Genomic DNA, 22,893 nt, shown 5'->3' with positions numbered 1-22,893 from the left:
CCCCGGCAACGCCGGGACGACTATCCCTCGTCGGTGGCTGTGGCGAGGAGACCCCCCAACTGGACCTTCACGAGCTGGAGGGCAGCTCGCGTGTCGTCCAGGGAGGTGGAGAGCAGGTCGGAGTGCTCGTTCGTGGCCTCCTGGAGAGCGGTGAAGCGCTCGTACAGCTTCCTGGCTTCGTCGGCCTTCCCGCTGCGCTGGGCGGCGGCGATGTCCCGGGCGAGTTCGTCGAGTTCGTCCTTTGCCTTGGTCGTGAACGCCATGATGATCATCTCGCGCATCTCCTCCTGATCCGGCAGGGGGACTCGTACGAGGTGGCTGCCCTCCCCGAACCGGCCGACGAGTTCCCGCAGTGAGCCGAGGACCTCCGCGTGCTGGCGGTGCACGAAGTACACCCCGCCGGTGGGCCGGACCCGGATGGCACTCAGGTGCTCGACGTACCGTCGGACCACCGAGCGCAGCTTGTCGCTGGTCAGATAGGTGCATCGATGGCGGAACGCCTCGTTGATGTCGGTGAGCATCTGTCGGACGGTCGTCTGCTCGGCCTCGGGGAGCTTGGCGATGGCGGAACGGTCCTCCTCGATGGTGAGGGCGCCGGCCCCTTCGGGGCTGTTCTCGGAGTTGTCCCGGTCAAAGGTGCAGATCGCGATGCGCGTGTCGTACTCCAGGCTCGTTCGTTCCTCGTCGCGGATCTCACGGACGACGTGCCGCACGATCTGGCCTCCGTCTCGGCGTACGGGCCGGACCATCAGGGTGGCCGTCTTGAGGAGCTCGTTGCGCCCGCGGCGCCGGCCGCGCTTGCTCGCCGGGCCGGTTGCGCTCGGGTCGTCCAAGGGGTATGTCACGCGGACGCCGTCGGGGCCGGTGACTCGCTCGAACGCGTCCACGTGGCGCACAGGCGGAGGCAGGAGAGCCTCGTCCAGGTCCAGCTCGGTGAACCACCGGACGAGATCGTCGCGGGTCACCTTGCCGTCGAAGATTGAGTAGAGGACGAGGTGGCCGAGGAGCGGGGTGCCCTCCTCGGACATCGCCTCGGCGTAGGCGTCGAAGGCCGTGTCACCTGTCTTGAGTTCAGGGTCGGCCGCTGAGGGCGGGGGAGTAGTCATATCGCTCGGCTCCGTGCGAAAACGTGCGTTGGGGTAGGGACGAGAAGGGCGGCGAGCCTGCTCAGAGCAGCCGGAAGAGGTCGGACACTGCCCGGGGATCGGTCAGGTCGTCGAGACCGCGGAGGTTGTCGCACAGCGCGTCCAGCACGACCCCGGGCGCGGTCGCCGGCCCGTTGCCGATGGAGATGCCGAAGGTGCGGAAGTCCAACCGCCGTTTGGTCTCGTTCCAGCGGTGCATCCATTCCTCGGTGACGCCGCATTCCCCGTCGGTGATCAGCACGATGTCTCCGCGCGCCCGGCCAACCTCGTTGAACTCCGCCTCCAGCAGGTCGACTGCCGCTGTGAGCGGCGCCTCGAAGTCCGTTCCACCGCCGAAGAAGCACTCCGCGAAGTCGACGACGTCGGCGATGCCGGCCGGGGCGGAGCTGGGGAAGCGGTGGACGCTCAGTTCGCTCGCCGAGCTGAAGAGGATGCCGACGAAGTCCCTCTTGGCCTGCCGGGCTTGGTCGAGCAGCGCCAGGGCGCATGCCTTGGCCCATGCCTCCCTGGTGATGCCGGCGGGATCCGCGGTGGTCATGGAGAAGGAGGTGTCGATGCAGGCGATGATCGCGCCCTGCCCCGTGTTCTGTTCCCCTCGGCTGTCGTAGAGCATGAGGCTGGCCTCGGCGTACCTGGCCGCGAAGACGGCCCGCATCACCGGAATGCCGAGGTGAGCGAGTTCGGAGGGCACAACGCGGGAGAGGTCGTCGCCGAGGGTGATCCCGACGAGTTCTCCGGGGGCGTTCTCCACCTTCCGGGCCCGCTCGCCGAGGGCCATGAGGCGGAACCTCCCAATGAGGTCCGCGAACTGTCCCAGGCGTCCTGTACGGAGTCGTTCGGCGAGAAGGGCCCGCTCCTCGAAGGGCATCCGCTCCAACTGCCCCTGGTCCACGCCCCAGGCCCGCATCAGGGCGTCCTCCTCGTGGGCGGCCTCCGCGGCCTGGGCCATCGCCCGCCGGATCGCCGTACGGATGGTGGGGGTCACCGCGGCGAGGGCGTGCGCGGCCGCCTGCACGGCCTGCTGAGCGGCCTTGTCCGCAGATTCGGCCCCCTCGATCGCCTCGTCCACGGCGGCGGCCACGTCATCGGGCACGGCGCCGTTCTCGTCTTCCGTGCCCCCGGCCCGCGCCAGCGCCTCGGCGACAGCGCGAGCCGCGTCTCCGACGTCGTCCTGGGCGTCGTGGGCCTGGCGCCCCTTCTCCTGGGCGTCCCGCGTCTGCTCGAGCAGACGCCGCAGGGCGTCGCTCTGGGCGAGGACGGCCATGGCCGCGGCGTACGGATCGCCGACGGTCGCACGGTGAAGTTCCCCGTACTCCGGGCTGCCGACCATCGCGGTGACGACCTGGTGGTTGATCAGGCGGGACTCATCCATGTCCGCCCGCTCGCGCAGCTGGGGAGCCGCCTTGAACGCAGAGAGGAAAAGGTCGCGCAGCAGGTCCGGCGTGTGGTCGAACCGGTCGTTGAGTTCCTCCGCCAGATCCTGGAGGGCGGAGGCCTCCTCGAAGGTCTCCGCCCAGGTCATGTCGTCGAACCGGTCCGAGACCACCACGGCGGTGGCCTTCGGCTCTGGCGGCGAGCTGGCGAGCCCCAGCCAGCGTCCGGCCCGCGCAGCCAGGTCCTTGAGCTTGGTCAGCTTCTTACCCACAGCCCTTCCCTCCGCCGGCTCAGACCTGCGCCTGGACCAGGGAGGCGTCGACACCGAGCGCTTCGGTGAGAACGCGGGCGTGGACGGCCTTCTGGCGGGCGATGGCGCGGTCGATGGACGCGGTGGAGCGGCCGGCCTGCTCTGCGTCCGCGCGGAGCCTTCCGAGCCTCTTGCCGGCGCGGGCGAGCTTGGTGTTCGCCTCCTTGATCGCCCAGTCCGACAGCGCCTCACGGGACTGACCGGCCTTGGCGTCGAGGTCGGCCGCCAGTTCCTCGATCGCGTCGGCGAGGTCGAGCGCTTCCCTGGCGTCGGGGTTGACCATCTGGAGCACTTCACGCTCGACGGTGGGCCGCTGCGCGGGGGAGTCCCAGAGCACGTGGGTGAGCACGGAGAGGTCGTTCTCACTGACCTCGGTCCGGCCGTCGAGGAGGGCGGATGCCTGGAGCAGTCGTACGGACACCCGCCAGCGCCGGTCGGAGGAGATGAGTTCGCGGCGCCGGAGGGAGGCGCGCAGGGTGCACATGGCGTCCACGATCACGTCCGGGACCTCCACCGCGGGCACCGCGGTGGAGACCGCGTGCTGGAGCTCCGCCAGGGTGATGGTCGTGCGGGCGACCGGGGCGGCCTCGGTGACCGCGGAGCGGATGAGGGCCGCGAAGTTCGAGGGGTCGTTCAGGTAGTCGACCTCCAGGCGGACCAGGAGCCGGTCGTAGATCGCCGCGCTGTCCTCGCCGGACGGCAGCTCGTTGGACGCCGTGATCGCGCTGATCAACGGGCACGCGATGGGGGCGCCGCCGTTCTCCGGGTGGTAGATCCGCTCGTTGAGCAGCCCCAGCGTCTCGTTGAGCGCGGCCGTGCTGCACTTGAAGATCTCGTCGATGAAGGCGATGTGCGCGGTCGTGGCCCGCCCGTCGTAGACCTGTCGGTACTCGCCGCGGCTGAGGGCCGCAACATCGATCGGGCCGAACATCCTCGTGGGCGCGGTGAACTTGGAGAGGAGGATCTCCCAGAGGTTCGCCCCCTCGATGCGGCCGGTCAGCTCCCGGGCGAGCTCGGACTTCGCGGTACCGGGCGGGCCGAGCAGCAGGGAGTGCTGGCCGGCGAGCATCGCGGTCACGAGAGTCCGCACGACGTCCTCTCGTTCGTAGTACCGGTCCGTCAGCTCGGACGTGATGGCCCGCAGCCGCTGCGCGGTGCTGTCCGCGTCCTCGAACTGCCCTGCCGTCATGGTGGTCATCCCCTCTGCCACAGCTTCCCGTACGCCCCGTAGCGTAGCGTGAGGGATTGCAAAAACGGACGTTTTTGCAGAGCCGAAGGGGAAGCCGACGCCCCGGATCAGCAACCGCCTGCTCGCTCTGCCAGCGGGGAAGCAGTGTGGTGTTCGGCGGGCCGCAGAGGTTCGTCATGAGCCGCTCCTGCGGGAGGCGCACCTGACAGCGCCCCTCCCGCAGGGCACCACCCTGAACTTATGCCTGGTCGGTTTTCCCCCGGGCCGACTGCGTGAGGAGGTCGTCCCGGATCCGCTGGAGGACCTCGTACAGCCGGTCAGCGCGGGCGCTCTGCTTCGGGCCGAGGTCTTCCCGGGGCGCGTCGAGCAGGACGGCAAGGTGTGCGGGCTCCACGGGCGCGTTGACGCTCCGCCTCGCTTCCACGAGGGCGTTGGTGACCGCCCGGCTGTACTCGATCGGTTCCAGCTGGGAGTGGGAGTTCTTCAGGTCCATGGCGGCACGCGCGGCACTGTAGAGGGAGCCGCGGAATCCGGGCTGGATGCGGTGCCACGCCGGGTCGTGGGGGGCGGGCAGGGGGCGGTGGTCCCGCTCGGCGGCGATGACGGCTTGGAGGGCGGTGTCGCGGTCGGCGAAGGCGCGGCCGGTGGCCGGCTTGAGGGTGCAACGGCGGTGCTTGGCTGTCCAGCGCCCGCCCGGGTTGGAGGAAGTCGGTTCGAGGGTGCCCACCGGCTGGCCGTCCGCGCAGACGATCAGCACGTCGCCGTGGTCCAGGTCGGGTTCGAGGGTCCAGGCCCGGCCGTCGACCGTGCCGAGGGCGGTGGTCTCGCTCGCCACGGCGGCCGCCCGCAGCGCGGCGATGAGCCGGGCACCGTCCTTGCTGCGGTCTAGGACGGACTCCGAGATGCTCTGGAGCTGGGCAAGGTCGCCCTCGTGCGGGGCGCGGGTGGCCATGCGGAGCGCCGCGTGGCGAAGCGCCGGCGCGAAGAGAGACAGGTGCCCGCCACGGCCGGCGGACGCGGTCGCCAAGGGCGCCGCGGCGCGAGCCAGCGCCGTGGCTGTCTGTTCCGTCAGCGCGGCCCACCAGGTGGGCATCGCGGTGGCCAGCTCGGGCTGTCGGCGCAACGACGCCTTGATGACGGCCTTCGCGGCGATGTCGCGGTTGTTGAAGTGCCTGCCCTTCGTGGGGCGCACGGCCGTGAGCTGTTCCCGGGCCGACCATCCGAGGAGGGAGCGGCGCCCGGTGCTCGCACGCTCGGGCGTCACCGTCCCCACCTGCTGGCCGTCGCGGAGGACCGTCCACGTGTCCCCGGACGAGGGGTAGCGGGCCATGCACCAGCCGGAGCCTGCTTGGAAGCCGAGGTCCTCGATGGCCGCGGGTAGCTGGTCGGCCTCGTCCGGCGCTCCGGATCCGCTGCCGACGGTGTCGGATCCGGGGGACTGCTCCTGCGGGCTCGGCTCGGCCGGAGTTTGGGGCGGTGCGGCGGGGCCGGGCACGGGCTGGCCGGCCGTATTGAGCGTGAACATGTCCATCTGCCCTGCGGACACGTCCTGCTGGGCGGCCTGACCGGTCTCCTCCGCCTCGGCGACGGCTGGCGGAGCCGCCAGGGCGGTGAGGGCGGCGTTCTCGGCGGTGAGCCGGGTGACGCCCTCCCGCAGCTCGGCCAGGGCCCGCTCGTGCTCGGCGCGCAGCTCGGCCAGTTCCTGGGTGTGTCGGGTCTGCTCTGCCTTCCGGTCCCGATCGAGGACGTCGAGCTGCCGTTGAAGGCCCTCGGCGCGCTCGCGGGCCACGCCGAGGTTCGTGGTGGTGGCGGCCAGCTTGCCCGCGGCCTCGTCCCGCTCAGCGCGGACGCCGTCCAGCTCCTCGGTGTGCCGGTCAGCGTCGGCCTGCCGTGCCCGCTGGAGTTCGTCGAGGGCGGTCTGGAGGCCTCCGGCGCGCTCGCGGGCGTCGCCGAGGGCGTCGTTCGTGGTACGCAGCTCGTCTTCCAGAGCCGTGATCCGACCCGTCTGCTCCTCCAGCCGGGGGCGGAGCGCGGCGAGTTCGCCGTCCAGGCGCCCGGCGTGCTTGGTCAGTTCGACGTGCTGCCGGTTCAGGGAGGTATGGGCCTCGACCAGCTCGGTATGCCGCTCGGCGAGGCGCCGCTGCTCGCCCTGGAGGTCCTGGTGCGTATCGCGCAGGGCAAGGTGGTCGTCGGTGAGCTGACGCAGGGCCTCGGTCGCGGCGCCGGCCCGCTGGTCGGCCTCGGCGGCCTCGCGCAGGGCGGTCGCCGCCTCCCGTACGGCGGCGGCGCGTTCCTGGTCCGCCTCGGCGGCGGCACGGGCGGACGCCTCGGCGGCGGCCTGCGCGGCGGCCGCCGTCTGCTCGGCGGCGGCGCGGGCGGAGGCGGCCTCCTCGACCCGGACGGCGGCCGCGTGGTCGACGGCGGCGAGGTGGGCGGCGACGGCGTCGGTGTCGGCGGCGGCCTGCTCACCGGCGAGGACAGTCTCCAGAGCGGCGGCCACCCGGGGCAGCAACTCGGCGAGCACGCTCTGCTCGCGGGCCCGCCGGGCGAGGACGACCGGCAGCGGGTCCGGCGCGGGGGCGGACTCGCTGACTTCCTCGGCGGCGCGTCGTGCAGCGGCCTCCGCCTCCGCCTTCTTCTCCTGCCGGTACGCGTACTGCTTGTCCCGCTTGTTGTTGTGGGCGGGACAGAACTCCGGGGGCGGCCCGGGCCGGCCCTTCGCGGGGGTCTCGCGCGCCTCGGTGCAGTCGGGGTAGCGGCAGTCCGCCGCCGCCCCGGCGTGGCCGGCGAACTTCCGTTCCAGCCACGGGTCCCCGGCACCAGGGGCAGGGACGGTGGCGGCGACGCCGTCAGTGAGCTCCGGCACCGGAGGCCTCCGTCTCGGTCCGCGCGAGCTCGTCCTCCTGGGCGGCCAGGCCGGCCAGGTGCCACATCGTGTTGCACAGGTGCTCGGCGGCCACCGCGCCGTCGACGAGGTCGCCGTTGGCGCCGTCGACGAGCAGGGCGGTGACCTTCTGGGCGACGCCGCGCCGGATCTCCCGGCGATGGCAGGCGTCGGCCGCGGCGTACTGCGCGTCGGCGAGGAACTGGTTGCCCTCCTTGGTCGTGAGATGCTCCACGACCTCCGCGACGCTCAACTGGTCCGCCACCATGTCCCCTTCATGTTCCGGTGCCCGCTTTCGGGCGAGTCGATCCTATCGGCGGGCGGCCCGGCGCCGGGCGATGCCGCCCAGCGCCCTGCTGTCCGCTCTCGTACGTCCCGGCGGGCATCCGGAGCCCGCGAGCCTGCCGCTCGCCGCGTTCCTGGCGCCCCGCCCAGCGGCGGCCGAGGCCTCGGCGGCGGGCGCTTCTACACGTCCTTGACGGCGCGCCAGCCGAGGGCGGCGGCGATGAGTACGCCCAGCAGGCCGCCGCCCGTGCAGACCCACACGCCGCCGCTCCCGGGGACCCCGGTGCCGAGCAGCCAGGCGACCAGGGCCCCGGCGGTGATCCCGGTGAGCCCGCCGGCGGCCAGCACGCTGACGAGCTTGCGGTGCATGCGTCCTTCGAAGTCCATGCCCGGAGTATCCCCCCTCTTCTCCCCAGCCCTGGGGCCTGTCGCCTGATCGGGACGTACCCCGGTAGTCCGCGAGTACCGCGCCGGGCCCCTAGCCTGCCGTTTTCCCGGCCCGACGAACCTTCCTCACTATCCTAACTCAACTCACTTTTGAGTAAAATTGACGAGAGATGAGTGAGGTTAAATATGCCATGACGTGCGGAAATCCCTGTACGCGAATCTGAGAGGCGATGAAGGTTCCTGAACCAATGTCCTTGCAAGCCACTTTGGAGCGCTCAGAATGGCTTTGGTGAGCCGGGCCGCTGCGGCGCTGGGCCCGCTCTCGGCGGGACGGTGCCGCGCGCAGGAGGCCGCTCACAGAAGTCGTTGAATCCCGGACGTTGCCGTGTTGGCCCTCCCCGAGGGCCTGATTCGGGATACGCTCCCCTTAGCTGGAATCAGAAACCGGCGCGGACACGACAACACGCGCCAGCCGGTATCCGGCGGACGCAACGACTTCGCCAGGACGGCCCGAGAGCGCAGGGGGAGAAGATGACGGGGGAGATCCCGCAGGAGCAGGTGCCCACGGGTCCGGGCCAGCAGGCACTGTTCCCGGTGACGGTGACCGCGGTGCGCCGCGAGGTCACCTACGCCCGGCCGGACGGCGGCGCGCTCACCGACGGCGACTTCGCCCGCCTGCACGCCCTCGCCCGCGGCGGCGCCCGGTGACCGGCCCCGCGCCCGAAGAGCAGCAGGCGCCGGACCCGTTCGCGCGGGCCCGCACCCTGCTGGAGCCCGAGGCCGAACGGCGCGGCCTCACCGTCCCCGAGCTGCTGCACCGCCTGGCCCGTACGGGCCGCCGCCACGCCCCCGCCGGCCCCGGCCCGCGCGGCACGCTGCGCTGGGCCCTGCCGCACACCCCCGGCGGCCTCCCCGGCGACGCGGTCGTCTTCGGGGCGATGAGCAGCGGCAAGGCGCCCAGCGACGCCGACCGGATGCGGGCCCAGCTCACCGCCGAGGGCGCCGCCTTCCGGGAGGAGACCGCGCTGCGCGGCGGCCGCGAGGTCACCGAGTTCCACATCGAGCCCCCGGAGGCCAGCCGGTGACACCCCAGCCCGACCCCGCCGCCCGCCGCCTCCCAGCCCTGCCGCCCGCTCCGGCCGCGCCCGCCCGGCCCGTCGTCCTCTTCAGCGACGAGGCGTCCGCCGTGGCGCACGCCGCCCGGGTCCCGGAGTGGGTGCGGACGACGCGCTCGCCGCTGGAAACCCTGACCTGGCAGGCCCCGCCCACCCCGTACGAGGAGCCGTAACCCCGATGGCGTCGACCGAACTCGTCCCCGCCGCCGGGCCCGCCCCGGCGGTGCGCCGCCGCCCCCGCGCCGAGGCCGATGTGCACCTGCCCGGCGGCGGGCGGATCACCGCCTCGGCCGCCCGGCGCCTGAACAACGCGGTGCCGCGCAACTCCCGCAGCGCCCGCGACTCGCGCTGGAGCGCCTATCAGGACTGGTGCGACACCTACGGCTGGGACACCGCCGAGGCCAACGCCGTGCTCTGCTTCCTCGACGACCTCGCCGACCGGGGCCACCCCGCCTCCACCCTGGACGCGCACTTCGGCACCCTGCGGATGCTGCGCGCCATGCACCGCACCCCGCTGGACAAGGTGGAGATCAAGAGCTGCCTCGCCATCATCTCCCAGCGCCGCGGTGAGGAGGCCGACGACCCGCTGGTCGAGCCCGGCCCGCTGCAGGCCGACGGCGTCGACCTGAACGAACTCCGTTTGATGGTGCGCACGCTGGACCGCACCACGGTGCGCGGCAAGCGGGACGCGGCGGTGCTGCTGCTGGACTGGTGGATGGCCGGCCGCGCCTCCGAACCCGCCCGGCTCAACCTCCACGACATCCACTTCACCACGGTCAAGGTCACCGACCCGGCCACCAAGAACAAGACCCAGCGCCCGGCGCTGATCGTCAAGATCCGCCGCTCCAAGGCCGACCAGCAGGCGCGCGGCCAGGAGGTACGCATCCTCGCCCCGGACGACCAGGAACTGTGCCCGCTGTTCGCGCTGCGCGCGTGGCTCGACGTGCTGGCCGACGACGGACAGCTCACCCCAGGCCCGCTGCTGCGCCGCATCGACCGGCACGGCAACATCGGCGTACGCGCCGCCGGCCGCCACACCAAGGACGAGAAGCGGCGCGGCGGCATCACCGCCGACACCGTCAACGACATCGTCAAGACGGCCGCGCAGAAGGCGAAGCTGACCCCCACCCAGACACCGGAGGAGCGGGCGGCCGAGGCACTGGCCGCGCGAGAGGCGAAGGAGGCAGCCGAGAACGCGGCCACCGCCGAGGAGTCCAACGCCATCATGAAGACCTGGCGCACCACCCGCCGCGCGGCCCGCGCCGCGATCCGCCGGATCACCGGACACTCCATGCGCCGCGGCTGCATCCAGGCCATGCTCGACGCCGGGAACCCGCCCGAGGCGGTCGCCGTCCACTCCCGGCACTCGCCGCGCTCCGCCGCGTTCGACGCCTACCGCAAGAAGAAGCTGACCTGGGACCAGAACCCCACCGCCGCCCTCGGGCTGGCGGCCTGACCCCGCGCACCGAGGAGAACCGTGCCCACCACCTACCCCACCAGCCTCCCCGCCGTCCCCGACAACCGGTGGAACGCCGACAAGCTCGCCGACCGGGGGATCGAGCGTCCCGCCGAAGGGCGGCCGGTCGCGGTCGCCGACTTCACCCTCGACGCCGGCACCGCCGAGCAGGCCGAGGCGCGCCTGCTCGCCTACATCGACCGCGCGTACGAGGACGACCTGCGCGGCGCGAGCGCGACCGCGGCCGAGGAGTCGGCGCCGGGTCGCTGGCGGGTGACCCTGCGCGTGCCGGGGGAGTTCTGATCCGGCGTTGAGGTCCGGGCCCGCCTCTCTTCCTGCCGGAGCCCCCAGGATTCCATCCGGGCACCGTGACGTGATGGCGCCCCCGGCCCGGTGCGCATCCCTGGGTACCGGCCGGGGGCGGCGGGGCTGGCTGGTCATCAACCCTTGTCCAGGAAGTCCCTGGCGCCGCGGAGTCTGGTACGCAGCCGGCGTTGCGTGACGCGGCTGTCGAGCCGGACGTCCAGGGCTTGCGGGAGGCGCGTGTCCGCCCGGCGGCCGGCGGGCAGCAGGGAGGGGTCGACTCCGTCGCGCCGGGCGATGAGCACACCGAGTTCGTAGCGGCTGAGGGCGTCACGTCCCGCGAGATGGAAGACACCGGCCGCGTCGGACATCGCCAGCTCCCAGAGGGCGGCCGCCAGGTCAGCGACATGCACGGGGCAGCGCACGTCATCCGTGAAGAGGACTCCTTCCCGTCCGCCGGTGGCCAGTTCGTGCACGATCCGTTCATGAGCGGACCGGCCATCGCCGATGATCAGCGAGGTGCGGGCGACGACCGCGGCAGGGTGAAGGAGACGCACCGCAGTCTCGGCGGCGGCCTTCGCCGCCCCGTAGGGGGTCACCGGGTCCGGGAAGGCCGTCTCGTCGTAGTTGACGTCGGAACCGGAGAAAACGGCGTCGCTGGAGACGTGCACCAGACGGATCCTCCGCCGCTCGGCCGCCTGAGCGAGGCGGACGGGGCCGTCGGCGGTGACCGCCCAGTCGGCCTCCCCGCTGGACGCGTTGATCACCACGCTCGGTGCCACCGTGTCGATGACCTCGTCGAGCCCACGGGGTTCCCTCAGGTCCAGACGGTGCCACGAGGCGCCGGGGGCGTCGCCAGGGCGGGAGTTGAACGTCGCGGCCGTGACGCGACCGGCGGACGTCGCCTGGTGCACCAGCTCGGTTCCCAGGAACCCCCTGCCGCCGATGATCAGCACCGTCATGCCGGTACACGGTAGCGGAACCGCACACCACCCCGCAGGGGAACGGGGAGGCCCGCCGGCGTCACGCGCCCGGCTCCGGCAGAAGGGGGCTTGGCCGTCCACGCGGCCTCGTTCGCGGTTGCGACACCTGCCGGGGCCTAACGTGTGCTTATGGCTGCGGCAGTCGTCCTCTTCGTGATCGCGCTCGTCCTGGAGGTGGGTGGCTTCGCCTGGACCTTCTACGACATCCACGAGGCGCGGCGGAGACTACGCGCACACCTTCATCGACCCCGCTACGTGTACGGGTTCGACGTTGGTGTCGGCGCGGAGGCCTTCGGCGTCACCGCGGAGACAGGCGAGCCGAAGACGCTCGCCCAGCGCGTCGAGGCTCTGGAGGCGTGGAGACGCGGTGTGCCCGAAGAGCTCGACCGCCGCGACCGCCAGATGACGGCTCACCTGGAGACCCGGCTCAAAGGCGACCTGGAGGCCACCCGCCAGTCCGTGGAGACCCAGTTCCAGCAGGTCAACGAGTATCTGGAAGGCGGACTGAAGAAGGCGGCAGTCAGCGTCCGGGGACCCGTGATGCTGTTGGCCGGCGTCATCGTCGGATTCTGCGGAAACGTCGTCGCGCTCGGCGGATAGGTGTGACGGCGCTCTGGTCAAACCGCCGCAACGGCCAGAGCGGGACGACGAGTGCGTGGGAGACGTTGCCGCGTCCGGTTCCGCCAGCTGCCGTGGTGAGGCCGCGTGCTCAGTCCTGGCGTCGTCGGGCGGCCTCGGTGAGCAGGTGATGCAGTGCGGGTCCGTTGGTGGGGACCTTGACGCTGTGGATGACCGCGTCGCGCGGCTGGCCGACAGGATCGGTGGCGGACAGCTGCACGTGGTCGGAGCGGGTGAGGGCCTTGAGGGCGGGAGCGTATTCGTCGACGTCGAGGACGAGGGCTAGGGTCGCGTGCACGGGCTGGAGCCATTCGATCTCCAGTCGGATCAGGCTGGCTGCCGGTGCCGCGAAGGCCCGCCACCGGGTCGAGGTGTCCGCGCCCCCGGCCGGCGGGTCGGTTGCCAGCATCCGCAGCAGGTCGGCCACATCGGGGCGGGCCACGAGATCCACGGTCAGGAACACCGCCCCTCCCTCGCCTCGCACGGAGGTAAGGACCCGCCGCAGCGGCACGGACTCGGTGAGGACCTTGCGGGCCTCGTCCAGCAGGTACGTCTCCTCGTCCACCTCCTCGCGCTGCTGGTCGTCGAGGCCGAACCCCAGGTCCCCGGCGGGATAGCGCTCTTCGGCGGGGGAGGTGGCCAGCCGGTGAAGGCACTCGGCGAGCGCATCGCGGACCGGCTGGGTACCGGGCCGGTCGGCCGCGGCACTGACCAGGGCCTGCCCGGCCAGCAGGAGGAAGCACAGGGCGGGCTGGGGTGTGGAGGGGGCAAGACGCAGGACAGGGTCGTGGCCGGCAATGCGGCCACGCAGGAACCGCAGCATGGACAGGATCGTCGGCGCCAGGTCCATGAAGACCGGCTCCTCCAGGAGCTCGGCGAACACCAGGTCGCTGCTGGAACTGTGGCGCTCGGTCAGGAGGGCGACGGCCTCGAGAGCTGCTGCCTCGGCGAACAGCATGGTTTCGGCCGTCTGCAGAAGGCCCGGGTCCGTGGTGGGAACGGTGCCCTCGGCGTAGGCGCGCAGCACGTTCTCGCCGGCCTCGGTGATGGAAGAGGGCAGGTTGTCGTACACCTTGGACACGGGGTTCTGCTCCCTGATCGGTCGGGCAACGGCTCGGGTCCGCTGTGTCGTGGGCCGGCGGCCAGGCCTCAGCCGGGCTGCCGCGCCGCTCGCCACTGGGTGCTCAGCTCACGGCTCGCCTTGCGCAGGGCGTACTGCTTGTTCTCCGGGTCGGCCCAGCAGGTCGCGAAGATCATGTAGGGGGTGTCGCCGTACGGGACGAACCCGAGCGTCGCCCACAGCTCGCGCAGACGGTCGCGGGCGCGGGCCCACTCGTCCTTGCTCATGCCCGTCGCGTCGATCGGGGCGGGATGCACCATCACCGCGCGGCAGCCGGGCGCCAGGCGGCGCAACGCGTCCGCGGCGATCATCGGCCCCAGGCCGAAGCCCCGCCATCCCTCGACGAGCTCGGCCTTGTCGAGGACGAGCAGGTCCTCGCCCCAGGTTTCGGTGAGTTCCTCGAACTCCTCGGTGTAGCCGTCGTGCTCGTCGTTGAAGACGGTCTCGGCGATCTCGTAGAGGTTCTGCGATTCCTCTTCCATCGCCCAGAACGGGTTCTGCGTACCGCCCCATCGGACCTTGACCAGGTCCAGCACGCCGACGTGGAGGCGGTGCGGGCAGTCCTCGTCCTCGTCGACGAACCCGCCTTCGTCCTCGGTCCGGTTCCACCTGGCGGTGCACTGGTCGCAGGGCGGGATCTCTTCCAGACCGAAGCCGTCCTCGCCCAGGTGGGCGGTCACCCGCCACTTCTCCAGCGTGTCCTCGCGGTCGCTGTTGTCCAGCGACGCCTCCAGCTCGTACGACAACTGGATGTAGCCGGGGTCGCAGGGCATGTCACTGAGCGGGCGCTTGAGGGCCGGCGAGGCAGAGGTCACCCGGCCAGCGTAGCGGCGGCCCCAGGGCCCTGTGGCCGCGACAGCGGACGCGCAGTCACCGTCCCTCGCCGTACGCGGCCTCTCCCAGTGCCCGCACCAGGAGTTGAAGCTCTCTCTCATCAACCGCCGTGATGACCTGCTGGAGCTGGACAGCACCGGATCCCACGAGCGAGGCGGCGAATTCCAGCACCGCGACTTCGCTGCGGGAAGCCCGCCGGGACCAGCCCAGGGTGAGCATGAGCCGTCCGATCGCGTTCCAGTCGATCGAGGGACCAGAGCCCGACCGGTCAATCAGTGGCTGCCCGGCGGCCTCCGCGAGCTCCTGGTCGTCGAAGAAGCGCCGCAGCCAGAGGCCGTCACGGTGCGCGCCCAGGAGCCGGGTCGCCGCCCGCATCTGCTCGTTGCCCACGTCCCGCAGCAGGCTGTCGGCGAGTTCCCTTCCCGTCGTCTCTTCCATGGCCATCATCATGGGCAGCTCCGTTCGGCGGAGGAGCCAGGACCGGCCCTGATCCACTGTGCGCGGATGTGGCCCCGCGTCCACGTCGTACACGCCTGACGATCCCCCCAACGCTCCGTCGACCGGCGTCCTGCAACCCGGGAGAACCTCGGCGAGGAACACCGCCCGGCATACGCGGCGCCTACATCACGGCCGTGCGGCCGGCTCCGCGGCGGGGTCCCGCAGCACGGGTCGCTCCGGGTCGCTCCAGTCGACGTCGTATTCCACGTTACTCGCCCAACTGCGCCAGCCGTGGATCGAGGAGTCGAAGAAGGAGTGCAGGCTGACAGATTTGATCGTGGCAGGGCGGTGCTGAGCATCCCAGGCCAGAACGTCGACGACCGGGCGGTCAGCGACGATCACCCACCCCGGGGCGGCGATCCGCCGCGGCCAGTAAGTGGGGATGTCCATGATGAAGTAGGGCGCGGCGCCGCTCTCCAACTTCCATGTGAAGATCACCGCCGCTCGCTCCCCGGCTGGCACCTGCCGTGTCCTGACGACGGTGGGCGGGACCTCCGGGGCCCGCGTCTCGTCGTAGGCAGGGTGGAGCGCCCCCGGCCGCCTCCTGCGATGCGCCCTACGGCCCTCGTTCAGTTCCTCGACATCGAGGTGGAATCCGGCACTGATCTGCTGGGTGACCCATGCGGCGATGGCCTCGCGGGCTTCTGCGGTCCTCACCTACGTGAGGCTAGGGGAGACACCGCGGGGGAACCAGGGCGCCCGGACGGAGGACGCACGCCACTCGGGGAGATCACCAGGGTGCGGTCGATGATGTGGAGGGCATCTGTTCGAGCTTTCCGGCTCGGGAGATGGGCGCCGAGTCGGCCGCCGCGCCCGGTGGCGTCGCCTCGGGGCCGTCGGGATCGTTCACCGGGTGAAGGTGCCGGGCCGGGGAGGGTCTGGCCGTGAGCTGGGAGGGGAACGGGTGTGGCGCGTTCGTTAGGTGTGTCGCTGGCCGAGGCGTATCCGCAGGTCGCCGCGATGTGGTTGCAGGAGCGCAACGGAGGGCTGACGCCGCAGAAGGCGACGCCCAAGATGCAGGTCGCGGTGTGGTGGCGGTGCGCGGCCGGCCACGAGTGGCAGGAGAACATCTCCACCCGAACCACGCTGCCGAAGTGGAAGAACGGCGACGTCGCGGCCTGCCGGGAGTGCGTTGGCTACCGGGTGTCCTACACCTATCCCGACTGCGGGCACACGGTGAAGGTCACCCCGGAGTCGGCGGCCAAGAAGCGAGGGCGGTGCTGGGACTGCCAGAACCGCTGGTGGCAGGATAACGAGCCGCGCCTGAAGAAGGAGTTGTCCGCCGCCGCGAAAGCGGCGGCCGGCCGCGCGGGCAAGCTGCTGGACACGGTCGTCCTGCCCGCGGACATGCCCGCGCCGCTGGCGGCGGAATGGCGGTGGTGGGCGGCCAAGCACCTCCAGGGCGCCATCGCCGCCGAGGAGAAGATGGGCAAGGAAGGCCGCACGGACGAGGTCCTGGCCTCGGTCACCGAGATGGCCGCCCGGCTGACGCCGACCAAGGAGAAGGCCGGCCGGGCCGCGGCCACCGATGGGGTGCTGCGGATCCTCAACCAGGCCCACTGGGCGGAGGGCTGGCTGCACGTCCTCACCGGCCGCGGCCCGCGGCCCGTAGCCGAACAAGACCTCCAGGACATCGCCCTGATCCTGGCCGCCTACCTCCAGCGGTGGACCGACGACGCCGCCGCCCAGGTCGCGCAGAACCGGGCGGACGGCTACGGCCCGCCGAGCACCCCGCAGATCACCAAGGCGTTGACCGGGGCAGTCCTGGACTTCACCCGGACCGTCCTGGGGCCGAACTGCCGCGCCTACCGGGAACTGCGGCTGCCGCTGGTCCCCGACGCCAAGGGCCGCTACGGGCGGGCCGACGTGGTGATCTGCTCGCCGCTGTCGCCGGACCTCGTCATCGAGCTCGACTCCCGCCCCAACCCCGCATCCGCGCAGAAACTCGCCTTCGCCCGCGACGCCGGCGCGTTCCCGCTGTGGGTCCGCTTCGGCGAAGGAGGCATCGACAAGACCGAAGGCGTGATGCTCCTCGACCTACGCGAGGCCGTACGCGGCGTGTGCGACGCCCAGCCGTCGGCCGGGGCATCCTGAGCGGCATGGACGATGCGCGCGACGTCCTCACCGAGGACGAGGTGAACGACCTGCTCAGCGACGACGACCGGGACGCCGGCGGGGAGGACGACGGGTACGAGTGGGTGGGGTGAACATGGCCAGGCGCCCGGGCGGGGGCATCCTCCCGCCCAGGCCCCGGCGCGCACGGGCCGTACGCGGACGTCCCGGCGCGAGGGCTGGTCAGCTGACGGGGATGACGTAGGCGCGGGCGAAGTGGGTGCCGATGTGTGCTTCGTGGAGGTGCCCGGCGATGGCGCGGTCGCCTTCGACGCCCATGACGACGTGGATGTGGGCGAAGCCGTTGCGGATCTCGCCGGTGCCCGTCATCTCGCCGGGCAGGTCGTACTTGGTGATGGTGTCCTTGAGCGCATTGCCTTCGGGCATGGTGGAGACGGTGAAGGAGTCGGCGGCCCCGATCAGGGAGACGATCGCCGCGTCGGTGATACCGGCCTCGGCGGCCTGGCGGTTCAGCTCGTCGACGAGCTCGCCGGCGGGGACTTCAAAGACGATCATGCGGGACTCCGTCCGATCATGGGGCTCAGCTCCCGCAGCATGACCGAGGAGCACCAGCGGGCGCCAGAGTCCCGGGGGTTGAGGGCCTCCCGCGCGAAGCGGGTTGCGAGGAAGTCCGCGCGGTGGCCGTACGCGGCGGGCTGGGAGACGATCCGGCCGGCGGTCGTCCAGTCCACGGCGCACACGCGGGAGGTCACGGCCGTCATGTAGAGGTGGCGGACCTCCTCGTCGTGGGACAGGACGCGGGCGACCTGGTCGGCCTGGCCCTGCCCGGGGAGCTTGGCGAGGATGCCCGCGGCGTTGACGCGCAGGATCGCCACGTCCCCGTTCAGCATCCATCGGCGCAGGTGCGCGGTGGATGCCTTGTCCGCCATGGACGCGGTGACGATGTCCGCGCCGTGCGTGGTCTGGACGCGGGCCAGGGGGACCGGGTCGCTCCCGGCGATGCTGGCCGCCATCTCGGTGGCGAGCGCGCCGTGCGTGACGGCCAGGGCGGACAGTCCCAGGAAGGCTCGTCGGTTCACGCGATCGAGCCTAGCCTCCGCCTCCAACTGCCCGACAGGGACGCCCAGTACGCGAGACAGGTGCCCGATCCAGTACCTGCCGGGGATGACCTTCCCGCTCTCCCACCTCTTGACCGCGTCCCGGCCCGGCGCCCCAGTGGGGTCACCAGCGGAAATGGCCAGCTGCTCGGCGAGCTGGACTTGGGACCAGGGCTTGAGTAATCGCAGATCACGGATCAGCTGTCCGATCGGCATGGGCCCATGATGCCCCCCAAGATGCCCCTCCGTGACGGTGTCGGGACGGTTCACCCTTGCGGGAGCCCGAACACGGAGGTTGCGTCATGAACACCGCACACCGGCCCGTCTCCCACCGGCAGCTGCCCGAATGGCTCACCGAGGGCACCGCGGCCGTCGACGAAGGCGGCCACGGCCGCCGGGGCATCGTGCAGTTCATCGGCGAGTGGGAAGACCCCTCCACCCGGCGCGTCACCAAGTGCGCGGTCTTCCTGCGCCCCGAGGGCGGCGGCACGGAGTGGATCGTCGCCGACCACCGCACCCTCACCCAGGGCTGAACCCCATCAGCTTCCCGCCCCGGCCAGGGGCGGGCAGGCGGGTCCTCGGCGGGCGAGCTGCCCCGGGCCCGCAGCACCACCGGTACGGGCAGCCGTCCCGCACCCGGAATCCGCAGAGAAGGAGCCGTCCCATGGCGCAGTCCAAGTCCGGTATCGCCGCCGTCAGCACCCCGGCGTCGGCCCACGAGACCGACGAGGTCACCGGGCCCGTCGTGGTCGCGGTCGACGTGGAGGACGAGGAGTAGTCCTCCACGCCCGTCCGCGTCCTGACCTGGGCGCCCCTCCCGTCTCGTGTGCCCCTTGCGGGGCCGGGGAGGGGCGCCCCTCGCGCTTCACCCTGGAGGTGCAGTGATTCACGTGTACGTCGGGCCGACGCTGCCGGCGTCGGAGCCGATACTCGCCTCGCCGGGCCTGCGGGTGCTTCCGCCGGCGCGGCACGGCGACCTGTTTGACACCTCGATCGGCGGCGGCGACACGGTGGTCCTCGTCGACGGCGTGTATCACCAGGCCCCGGCGGTGCGGCACAAGGAGATCCTGGCCCTGATGGGCAGGGGAGTCCGGGTGGTCGGGGCGGCGAGCATCGGCGCGCTGCGGGCGGCCGAACTGGCGCCGTACGGGATGCTCGGCGTCGGCAGCGTCTACTCCGCCTACGTCTCGGGGGAGATCGACGGTGACGACGAGGTGGCGGTCGGGCAGGCCCCGGACGGGGAGTTCGGCGCGCTGACCTGGCCGCTGGTCAACCTCCGGTACGTGTTGGGCCTGGCCGTCTCGACCGGCGTGCTCAACGACGATCGGGCCGCCGGGCTTCTGGAGGCGCTGCGCGCGGTCTACTACCCGCAGCGCACCTGGGCCGCCGTACGGGCCGTGTGCCGCCGCCAGGGCGAGACGGAGTTCGCCGACTGGCTGCCCAAGAAACGTGAGCAGGACCGGCACTTCGGTGACCTCAAGCGCACGGACGCGCTCGAGGCCGTACGGACCGCGCTCGTCGGCACCACGGCTGCGACGGACGAGGCCGCCGTGGTGCCGGGGTGGGAGACGGCCTACTTCCGCCGCTGGTCCAACGCCACCGTGCGCGAGCGTGTGGACGGCCTGGAGCTGTCCACCGAGGACCGCCTGGTCTACCAGCAGGTGTTCGATCCCGGATTCCGCGAGAGGTGGGCGGCCTACCTCGAACACCGTTCCTTGCACCTGGCCGACGGCGGGCCCGGACTGCCGCTCGCCGAGCGCCTGGCCCGTGCGTGCGGCGGGGACCTGACCGCCGACCGTGTGTTCCACCCGAGGCCCGATCTGCGCGACGAGCAGACCGTGGCGCTGCTGCTGGCCGGCGAGACCGCCGACGACAGGCGGGCGGTCGCCCGGTACGCCGATGCCCTCGCCTGGGCCCGCCGCAGCCGGCCCGGGTTCTCGACCGCGGCGGTCCGCGACGAGGTGGCCCGCGATCTCCTGCTGCGGGTGTGGCGCTGCCCGGAGGAGGAGTTCGACGCGGAGGCGTCCGCGCGGGGACTGGTCCGGGCGGCGAGCGCGGTGGAGGCGGCCAAGCGGCTGGTGCCCGGGTTCCTGGAAGAGACCGAGAAGAGGACGGAGGCGGCCCGTGGCGGGCGTTGACGAGCTGGTGGCGCTGCCGGGCACCGTACGGGCCCGGACGCCCGAGGAGACGTGGGCGGCGGTGGCCGGGCGCCTTGAGGAGTTCGGGATCACCCGGGTCGCGGACCTGACCGGCCTGGACGTGATCGGGCTGCCGGTGTGGACGGCGATCCGGCCCGCGTCGAAGACCTTGTCGACGTCGCAGGGCAAGGGCGCCACTGCGCTGCTGGCGAAGCTGTCGGCGGTGATGGAGGCGATCGAGCTGTGGCACGTCGAACAGCCGCTGCCCGTCGCCGCGCACGGCCCGGCCGCCGAGGTCGCCCCCGACTGCCCCCTGTCCGCGCTGCCGACCACCGCCCCGTACCCCCAGGGCGCCCTCGCCCGGGTGGTGAGCGAGTGGGCGGCCGGCACCGGCCTGGTGACCGGGGCGAAGACGCTGCTGCCCATCGACCTGGTCCGCCGCCGCGGCCAGCGCCCCGCCTGGACCCCGGACGTGTGGCGCGCGACCAGCACAGGACTTGCCTGCGGCAACACCCGCGACGAGGCGCTGCTGCACGCCCTGTTCGAGGTGGTGGAGCGCGACGTGCTGCACCGAGACGCGCAGTCCTGCGGACGGCGGCGCACGCTCATCGACCCCCGCACGGTCGACGACCCGCTCGGCCGGGAGGTGATCGCCCGGCTCGCGGCCGCGGGCATGGCGCTGGAGATCGCCCTGGTCGGCGGCCCGTACGGGCTGCCGGTGTGCGTCGCGTATGTGTGGTCGGAGGACTACCCGGTCGTCTTCGCCGGCGGCGGCTGCCACAGCCACCCGGGCATCGCGCTCACGCGGGCGGTGACCGAGGCCGCGCAGTCCCGGCTCGCTGCCATCGCCGGAACCCGCGACGACCTCCCCGCCGATCCCGGCAGCTTCGACACCGTGCTCTTCCACCCCGCCCGGACCGCGGGGCTCACGCCGTGGCCGGAGGCGACGGCCTGCTTCGCCCCGGCCGCCGGCGGCTTCGCCGACCAGGCCCAGGACATCGCCGGCCGCGTCCAGCACGTCACCGCCCACGAGCCGGTGGCGCTGGACCTGTCCGCCCCCGGCTGTCCCGTCCACGCCGTGCAGGTCGTCTGCCCCGGCACCCGCTCCCGGATCAGAAGGTCAATGCCCCGATGAACCCCACCACCACCCCGGCCCCGGCGCCGCCCGCGCCCGCGCGCTCGGCCCAGTACGACGCTTTCCACGCCGCACGTGCCCGCACCAACCTGGTCGCCAGCCTGTACGCCCAGGCGATGGGCGAGGACTACCCGGCCGAGGTCGCCGCCTCCAGTTCCTGCGACTGGCCCCTGCTGGGGCTGCTGACCGCGCGGCTGCGACTGCGTCCCGGACAGCTCCTCGTGGACGCCGGATGCGGCGCCGGCGGCGTCGGCCTGTGGCTGGCCCGCGCCCTCGCCGTCCGCCTGGCCGGGTTCGACCTCTCACCCGTCGCCGCCGCCCAGGCCACCGCCCGCCGCGCCCACTTCCTCGGGCCCACCGCCGACCGGGCCGTCTTCCACGTCGGGGAGCTGGAGCGCACCGGCCTGCCCGACGGAGCCGCCCATGGCATCGTGTGCGTGGACGCCCTGGGCGGTGCGGCCGACCGCGCGGCGGCGCTGCGCGAGCTCGGCCGCGTCCTGGCCCCGGGCGGCCGGCTGGTCGTCACCCGCGCACTGCGGCGCGGTGCGGAACCGGCGTGGCACGAGCAGGTCGAAGCCGCCGGCCTGACGCAGGAACACCTGGACGAGCGGCCCGGCGAGGCGGAGATGTGGGAGCGGCTCTACCGGCTGTGGATCGCCCACGCCGACCAGTTGCGGCGCGAGCTGGGCGAGGCACCGGCCCAGAACATGCTCCGCGAGGCACACCGGATGCTCCCCAAGGTGCCTGGCCGTCGTGCCGTCCTGCTGACGCTGCGGCGCCCACCGAGCACCCCGGCCGGAGCGGGTCCGGCCGATAGGATGGCCGCGCCCGACCGCCGCCCCGGCGACAGGCCCGCGTCCAGCAAGGAGACCCCGCAGTGAACCAGCACCACGCCCGTACGGCGGTGTTCTCAGCTGGTTCCTGGGGCACCGCCGTGGGCAAGATCATGGCCGACGCGGGCACCAGCGTGATCATGCACGCCCGCCGTGGCGAGATCGCCGACGCGATCAACACCACGCACCGCAACCCCGGGTACTTCCCGGACGTCGAGCTGCCCCACACGGTGACGGCGACCACCGATCCGGCCGCCGCGCTGGACGGCGCGGACTTCCTCGTGCTGTCCATCCCCGCGCAGTCCCTGCGTACCAGCCTCGCGGCCTGGGCCCCGCACATCGGCCCCAAGACCGTGATCGTGTCGTTGATGAAGGGCATCGAGATCGGCTCCGGGCTGCGTGCGAGCCAGGTCATCACCGAGGTGACCGGTATCGGCGCCGACCGGGTCGCGGTGCTGTCCGGCCCTAACCTCGCCGGGGAGATCATGGCGGGCCAGCCCGCCGCCGCCACCATCGCCTGCCCCGACGAGGCCGCCGCCCACCGCGTCCAGCGCGCGTGCCACACCCCGTACTTCCGGCCCTACACGTCCGCCGACGTGACCGGCTGCGAGCTCGGCGGCGCCGTGAAGAACGTCATCGCCCTCGCGGTCGGCATCGCCTCCGGCATGGGCCTGGGCCACAACGCGCAGGCCATGCTCATCACCCGGGGACTCGCGGAGACCACCCGGCTCGCGACCGCGATGGGCGCCCACCCCGTCACCCTCGCCGGGCTCGCCGGCCTGGGCGACCTGGTGGCGACCTGCTCCTCCCCGCTCTCCCGCAACCGCACCTTCGGCACCCACCTCGGCCACGGCCTGACCGTGGCCGAAGCGACCGTAGCCACCCGCCAGACCACCGAGGGCGTCAAGAGCGCCGAGGCGATCCTCGCCCTGGCGGGCGCCCACGACGTCGAGATGCCGATCACCGAGATCGTCTCCGACCTGCTGCACGAGAAGGTCACGCTCGACCAGGCCGCGTCCGCGCTGATGCAACGGCCCCCCAAGCCCGAGCACTGACCCCCGCGGCGCCCGCCCGCGGGGCCGCCGCTGTCGCCTTCACCCTCCCGACCCGGAGGTC

25 protein-coding genes are annotated in these 22,893 nt (G+C 72.4%); 12 read left to right on the top strand and 13 right to left on the bottom strand.

The window, feature by feature from the left end; translation table 11 throughout:
• Positions 1-20 precede the first annotated feature (20 nt).
• The 6 genes from ACZ58X_RS27195 to ACZ58X_RS27170 form a co-directional block, all read right to left on the bottom strand.
• Positions 21-1,028, bottom strand: a complete 1,008-nt coding sequence (locus tag ACZ58X_RS27195) for a DUF6744 family protein (RefSeq protein WP_470336203.1) — start codon at positions 1,026-1,028, stop codon at positions 21-23.
• A gap of 139 nt (positions 1,029-1,167) precedes the next feature.
• Positions 1,168-2,790 carry a VWA domain-containing protein gene (locus ACZ58X_RS27190; RefSeq protein WP_470336202.1) on the bottom strand — a complete coding sequence of 541 codons (1,623 nt, stop codon included), beginning with the start codon at positions 2,788-2,790 and terminating at the stop codon, positions 1,168-1,170.
• A gap of 19 nt (positions 2,791-2,809) precedes the next feature.
• Positions 2,810-4,018: an AAA family ATPase gene (locus ACZ58X_RS27185; protein WP_470336201.1), complete on the bottom strand. Its 1,209-nt coding sequence runs from the start codon at positions 4,016-4,018 to the stop codon at positions 2,810-2,812.
• 238 nt (positions 4,019-4,256) lie between these two features.
• Positions 4,257-6,884, bottom strand: coding sequence for a hypothetical protein (locus ACZ58X_RS27180; RefSeq protein ID WP_470336200.1), 2,628 nt, complete (start codon positions 6,882-6,884; stop codon positions 4,257-4,259).
• Complete coding sequence (locus ACZ58X_RS27175) at positions 6,868-7,137, bottom strand: hypothetical protein (protein ID WP_470336199.1); 270 nt, start codon at positions 7,135-7,137, stop codon at positions 6,868-6,870. The genes ACZ58X_RS27180 and ACZ58X_RS27175 overlap by 17 nt, the downstream gene beginning before the upstream one ends.
• Positions 7,138-7,367: 230 nt before the next feature.
• Entirely contained in the window at positions 7,368-7,574 is a 207-nt protein-coding gene (locus ACZ58X_RS27170; RefSeq protein ID WP_470336198.1) for a hypothetical protein, read from the bottom strand.
• Between the two features lie 531 nt (positions 7,575-8,105).
• Here ACZ58X_RS27170 and ACZ58X_RS27165 point away from each other — a divergent pair.
• The 5 genes from ACZ58X_RS27165 to ACZ58X_RS27145 are packed head-to-tail and all read left to right on the top strand — an operon-like array spanning position 8,106 to position 10,448.
• Positions 8,106-8,282, top strand: a complete 177-nt coding sequence (locus tag ACZ58X_RS27165) for a hypothetical protein (RefSeq protein WP_470336197.1) — start codon at positions 8,106-8,108, stop codon at positions 8,280-8,282.
• Complete coding sequence (locus ACZ58X_RS27160; protein WP_470336196.1) at positions 8,279-8,659, top strand: hypothetical protein; 381 nt, start codon at positions 8,279-8,281, stop codon at positions 8,657-8,659. Before ACZ58X_RS27165 ends, ACZ58X_RS27160 begins: the two co-directional genes overlap by 4 nt.
• Positions 8,656-8,862 (top strand): hypothetical protein, encoded by a 207-nt coding sequence (locus ACZ58X_RS27155; protein ID WP_470336195.1) that lies wholly within the window; start codon positions 8,656-8,658, stop codon positions 8,860-8,862. The genes ACZ58X_RS27160 and ACZ58X_RS27155 overlap by 4 nt, the downstream gene beginning before the upstream one ends.
• Before the next feature lie 5 nt (positions 8,863-8,867).
• Positions 8,868-10,145: a site-specific integrase gene (locus ACZ58X_RS27150; RefSeq protein ID WP_470336194.1), complete on the top strand. Its 1,278-nt coding sequence runs from the start codon at positions 8,868-8,870 to the stop codon at positions 10,143-10,145.
• Between the two features lie 21 nt (positions 10,146-10,166).
• Entirely contained in the window at positions 10,167-10,448 is a 282-nt protein-coding gene (locus ACZ58X_RS27145; protein WP_470336193.1) for a hypothetical protein, read from the top strand.
• Positions 10,449-10,585: 137 nt separating this feature from the next.
• Here the strand turns inward: ACZ58X_RS27145 and ACZ58X_RS27140 are convergent, their stop codons facing one another.
• Positions 10,586-11,410: an SDR family oxidoreductase gene (locus ACZ58X_RS27140; protein ID WP_470336192.1), complete on the bottom strand. Its 825-nt coding sequence runs from the start codon at positions 11,408-11,410 to the stop codon at positions 10,586-10,588.
• A gap of 150 nt (positions 11,411-11,560) precedes the next feature.
• Here ACZ58X_RS27140 and ACZ58X_RS27135 point away from each other — a divergent pair, with 150 nt between their 5' ends.
• Positions 11,561-12,031 (top strand): hypothetical protein, encoded by a 471-nt coding sequence (locus ACZ58X_RS27135; protein WP_470336191.1) that lies wholly within the window; start codon positions 11,561-11,563, stop codon positions 12,029-12,031.
• A gap of 109 nt (positions 12,032-12,140) precedes the next feature.
• Here the strand turns inward: ACZ58X_RS27135 and ACZ58X_RS27130 are convergent, their stop codons facing one another.
• The 4 genes from ACZ58X_RS27130 to ACZ58X_RS27115 all read right to left on the bottom strand — a co-directional run bounded on the left by ACZ58X_RS27130 (position 12,141) and on the right by ACZ58X_RS27115 (position 15,158).
• Positions 12,141-13,130 carry a hypothetical protein gene (locus ACZ58X_RS27130; RefSeq protein WP_470336190.1) on the bottom strand — a complete coding sequence of 330 codons (990 nt, stop codon included), beginning with the start codon at positions 13,128-13,130 and terminating at the stop codon, positions 12,141-12,143.
• Positions 13,131-13,198: 68 nt separating this feature from the next.
• A complete protein-coding gene (locus ACZ58X_RS27125) occupies positions 13,199-13,984 on the bottom strand; it encodes a hypothetical protein (protein WP_470336189.1) in 786 nt (261 codons plus the stop codon).
• Positions 13,985-14,039: 55 nt separating this feature from the next.
• Positions 14,040-14,453, bottom strand: a complete 414-nt coding sequence (locus ACZ58X_RS27120) for a hypothetical protein (protein ID WP_470336188.1) — start codon at positions 14,451-14,453, stop codon at positions 14,040-14,042.
• Positions 14,454-14,627: 174 nt separating this feature from the next.
• Positions 14,628-15,158 (bottom strand): hypothetical protein, encoded by a 531-nt coding sequence (locus ACZ58X_RS27115; RefSeq protein WP_470336187.1) that lies wholly within the window; start codon positions 15,156-15,158, stop codon positions 14,628-14,630.
• A 249-nt stretch (positions 15,159-15,407) separates the two neighbouring features.
• Here ACZ58X_RS27115 and ACZ58X_RS27110 point away from each other — a divergent pair, with 249 nt between their 5' ends.
• Positions 15,408-16,595: a zinc-ribbon domain-containing protein gene (locus tag ACZ58X_RS27110; RefSeq protein WP_470336186.1), complete on the top strand. Its 1,188-nt coding sequence runs from the start codon at positions 15,408-15,410 to the stop codon at positions 16,593-16,595.
• 201 nt (positions 16,596-16,796) lie between these two features.
• Here ACZ58X_RS27110 and ACZ58X_RS27105 read toward each other — a convergent pair whose 3' ends face one another.
• Both ACZ58X_RS27105 and ACZ58X_RS27100 read right to left on the bottom strand, forming a co-directional pair.
• Complete coding sequence (locus tag ACZ58X_RS27105) at positions 16,797-17,129, bottom strand: PCC domain-containing protein (RefSeq protein WP_470336185.1); 333 nt, start codon at positions 17,127-17,129, stop codon at positions 16,797-16,799.
• Positions 17,126-17,653 carry a hypothetical protein gene (locus ACZ58X_RS27100; RefSeq protein ID WP_470336184.1) on the bottom strand — a complete coding sequence of 176 codons (528 nt, stop codon included), beginning with the start codon at positions 17,651-17,653 and terminating at the stop codon, positions 17,126-17,128. The genes ACZ58X_RS27105 and ACZ58X_RS27100 overlap by 4 nt, the downstream gene beginning before the upstream one ends.
• A 320-nt stretch (positions 17,654-17,973) precedes the next feature.
• Here ACZ58X_RS27100 and ACZ58X_RS27095 point away from each other — a divergent pair, with 320 nt between their 5' ends.
• The 5 genes from ACZ58X_RS27095 (at position 17,974) to ACZ58X_RS27075 (ending at position 22,832) form a co-directional block, all read left to right on the top strand.
• Positions 17,974-18,204, top strand: coding sequence for a hypothetical protein (locus tag ACZ58X_RS27095; RefSeq protein ID WP_470336183.1), 231 nt, complete (start codon positions 17,974-17,976; stop codon positions 18,202-18,204).
• A 348-nt stretch (positions 18,205-18,552) separates the two neighbouring features.
• The gene (locus tag ACZ58X_RS27090; RefSeq protein ID WP_470336182.1) at positions 18,553-19,809 is read left to right on the top strand and encodes a TfuA-like protein; all 1,257 of its coding nucleotides are present in this window, start codon (positions 18,553-18,555) and stop codon (positions 19,807-19,809) included.
• The gene (locus ACZ58X_RS27085) at positions 19,796-20,944 is read left to right on the top strand and encodes a YcaO-like family protein (protein WP_470336181.1); all 1,149 of its coding nucleotides are present in this window, start codon (positions 19,796-19,798) and stop codon (positions 20,942-20,944) included. The genes ACZ58X_RS27090 and ACZ58X_RS27085 overlap by 14 nt, the downstream gene beginning before the upstream one ends.
• Positions 20,941-21,825 carry a class I SAM-dependent methyltransferase gene (locus ACZ58X_RS27080; RefSeq protein ID WP_470336180.1) on the top strand — a complete coding sequence of 295 codons (885 nt, stop codon included), beginning with the start codon at positions 20,941-20,943 and terminating at the stop codon, positions 21,823-21,825. Before ACZ58X_RS27085 ends, ACZ58X_RS27080 begins: the two co-directional genes overlap by 4 nt.
• The gene (locus ACZ58X_RS27075; RefSeq protein ID WP_470336179.1) at positions 21,822-22,832 is read left to right on the top strand and encodes an NAD(P)H-dependent glycerol-3-phosphate dehydrogenase; all 1,011 of its coding nucleotides are present in this window, start codon (positions 21,822-21,824) and stop codon (positions 22,830-22,832) included. The genes ACZ58X_RS27080 and ACZ58X_RS27075 overlap by 4 nt, the downstream gene beginning before the upstream one ends.
• The last annotated feature ends 61 nt before the right edge of the window (positions 22,833-22,893 follow it).

It is taken from the genome of Kitasatospora sp. NPDC040550, assembly GCF_055594965.1.
Note: the sequence above shows the minus strand (reverse complement) of the source record. Positions and strands in the feature narration are given on the sequence as shown.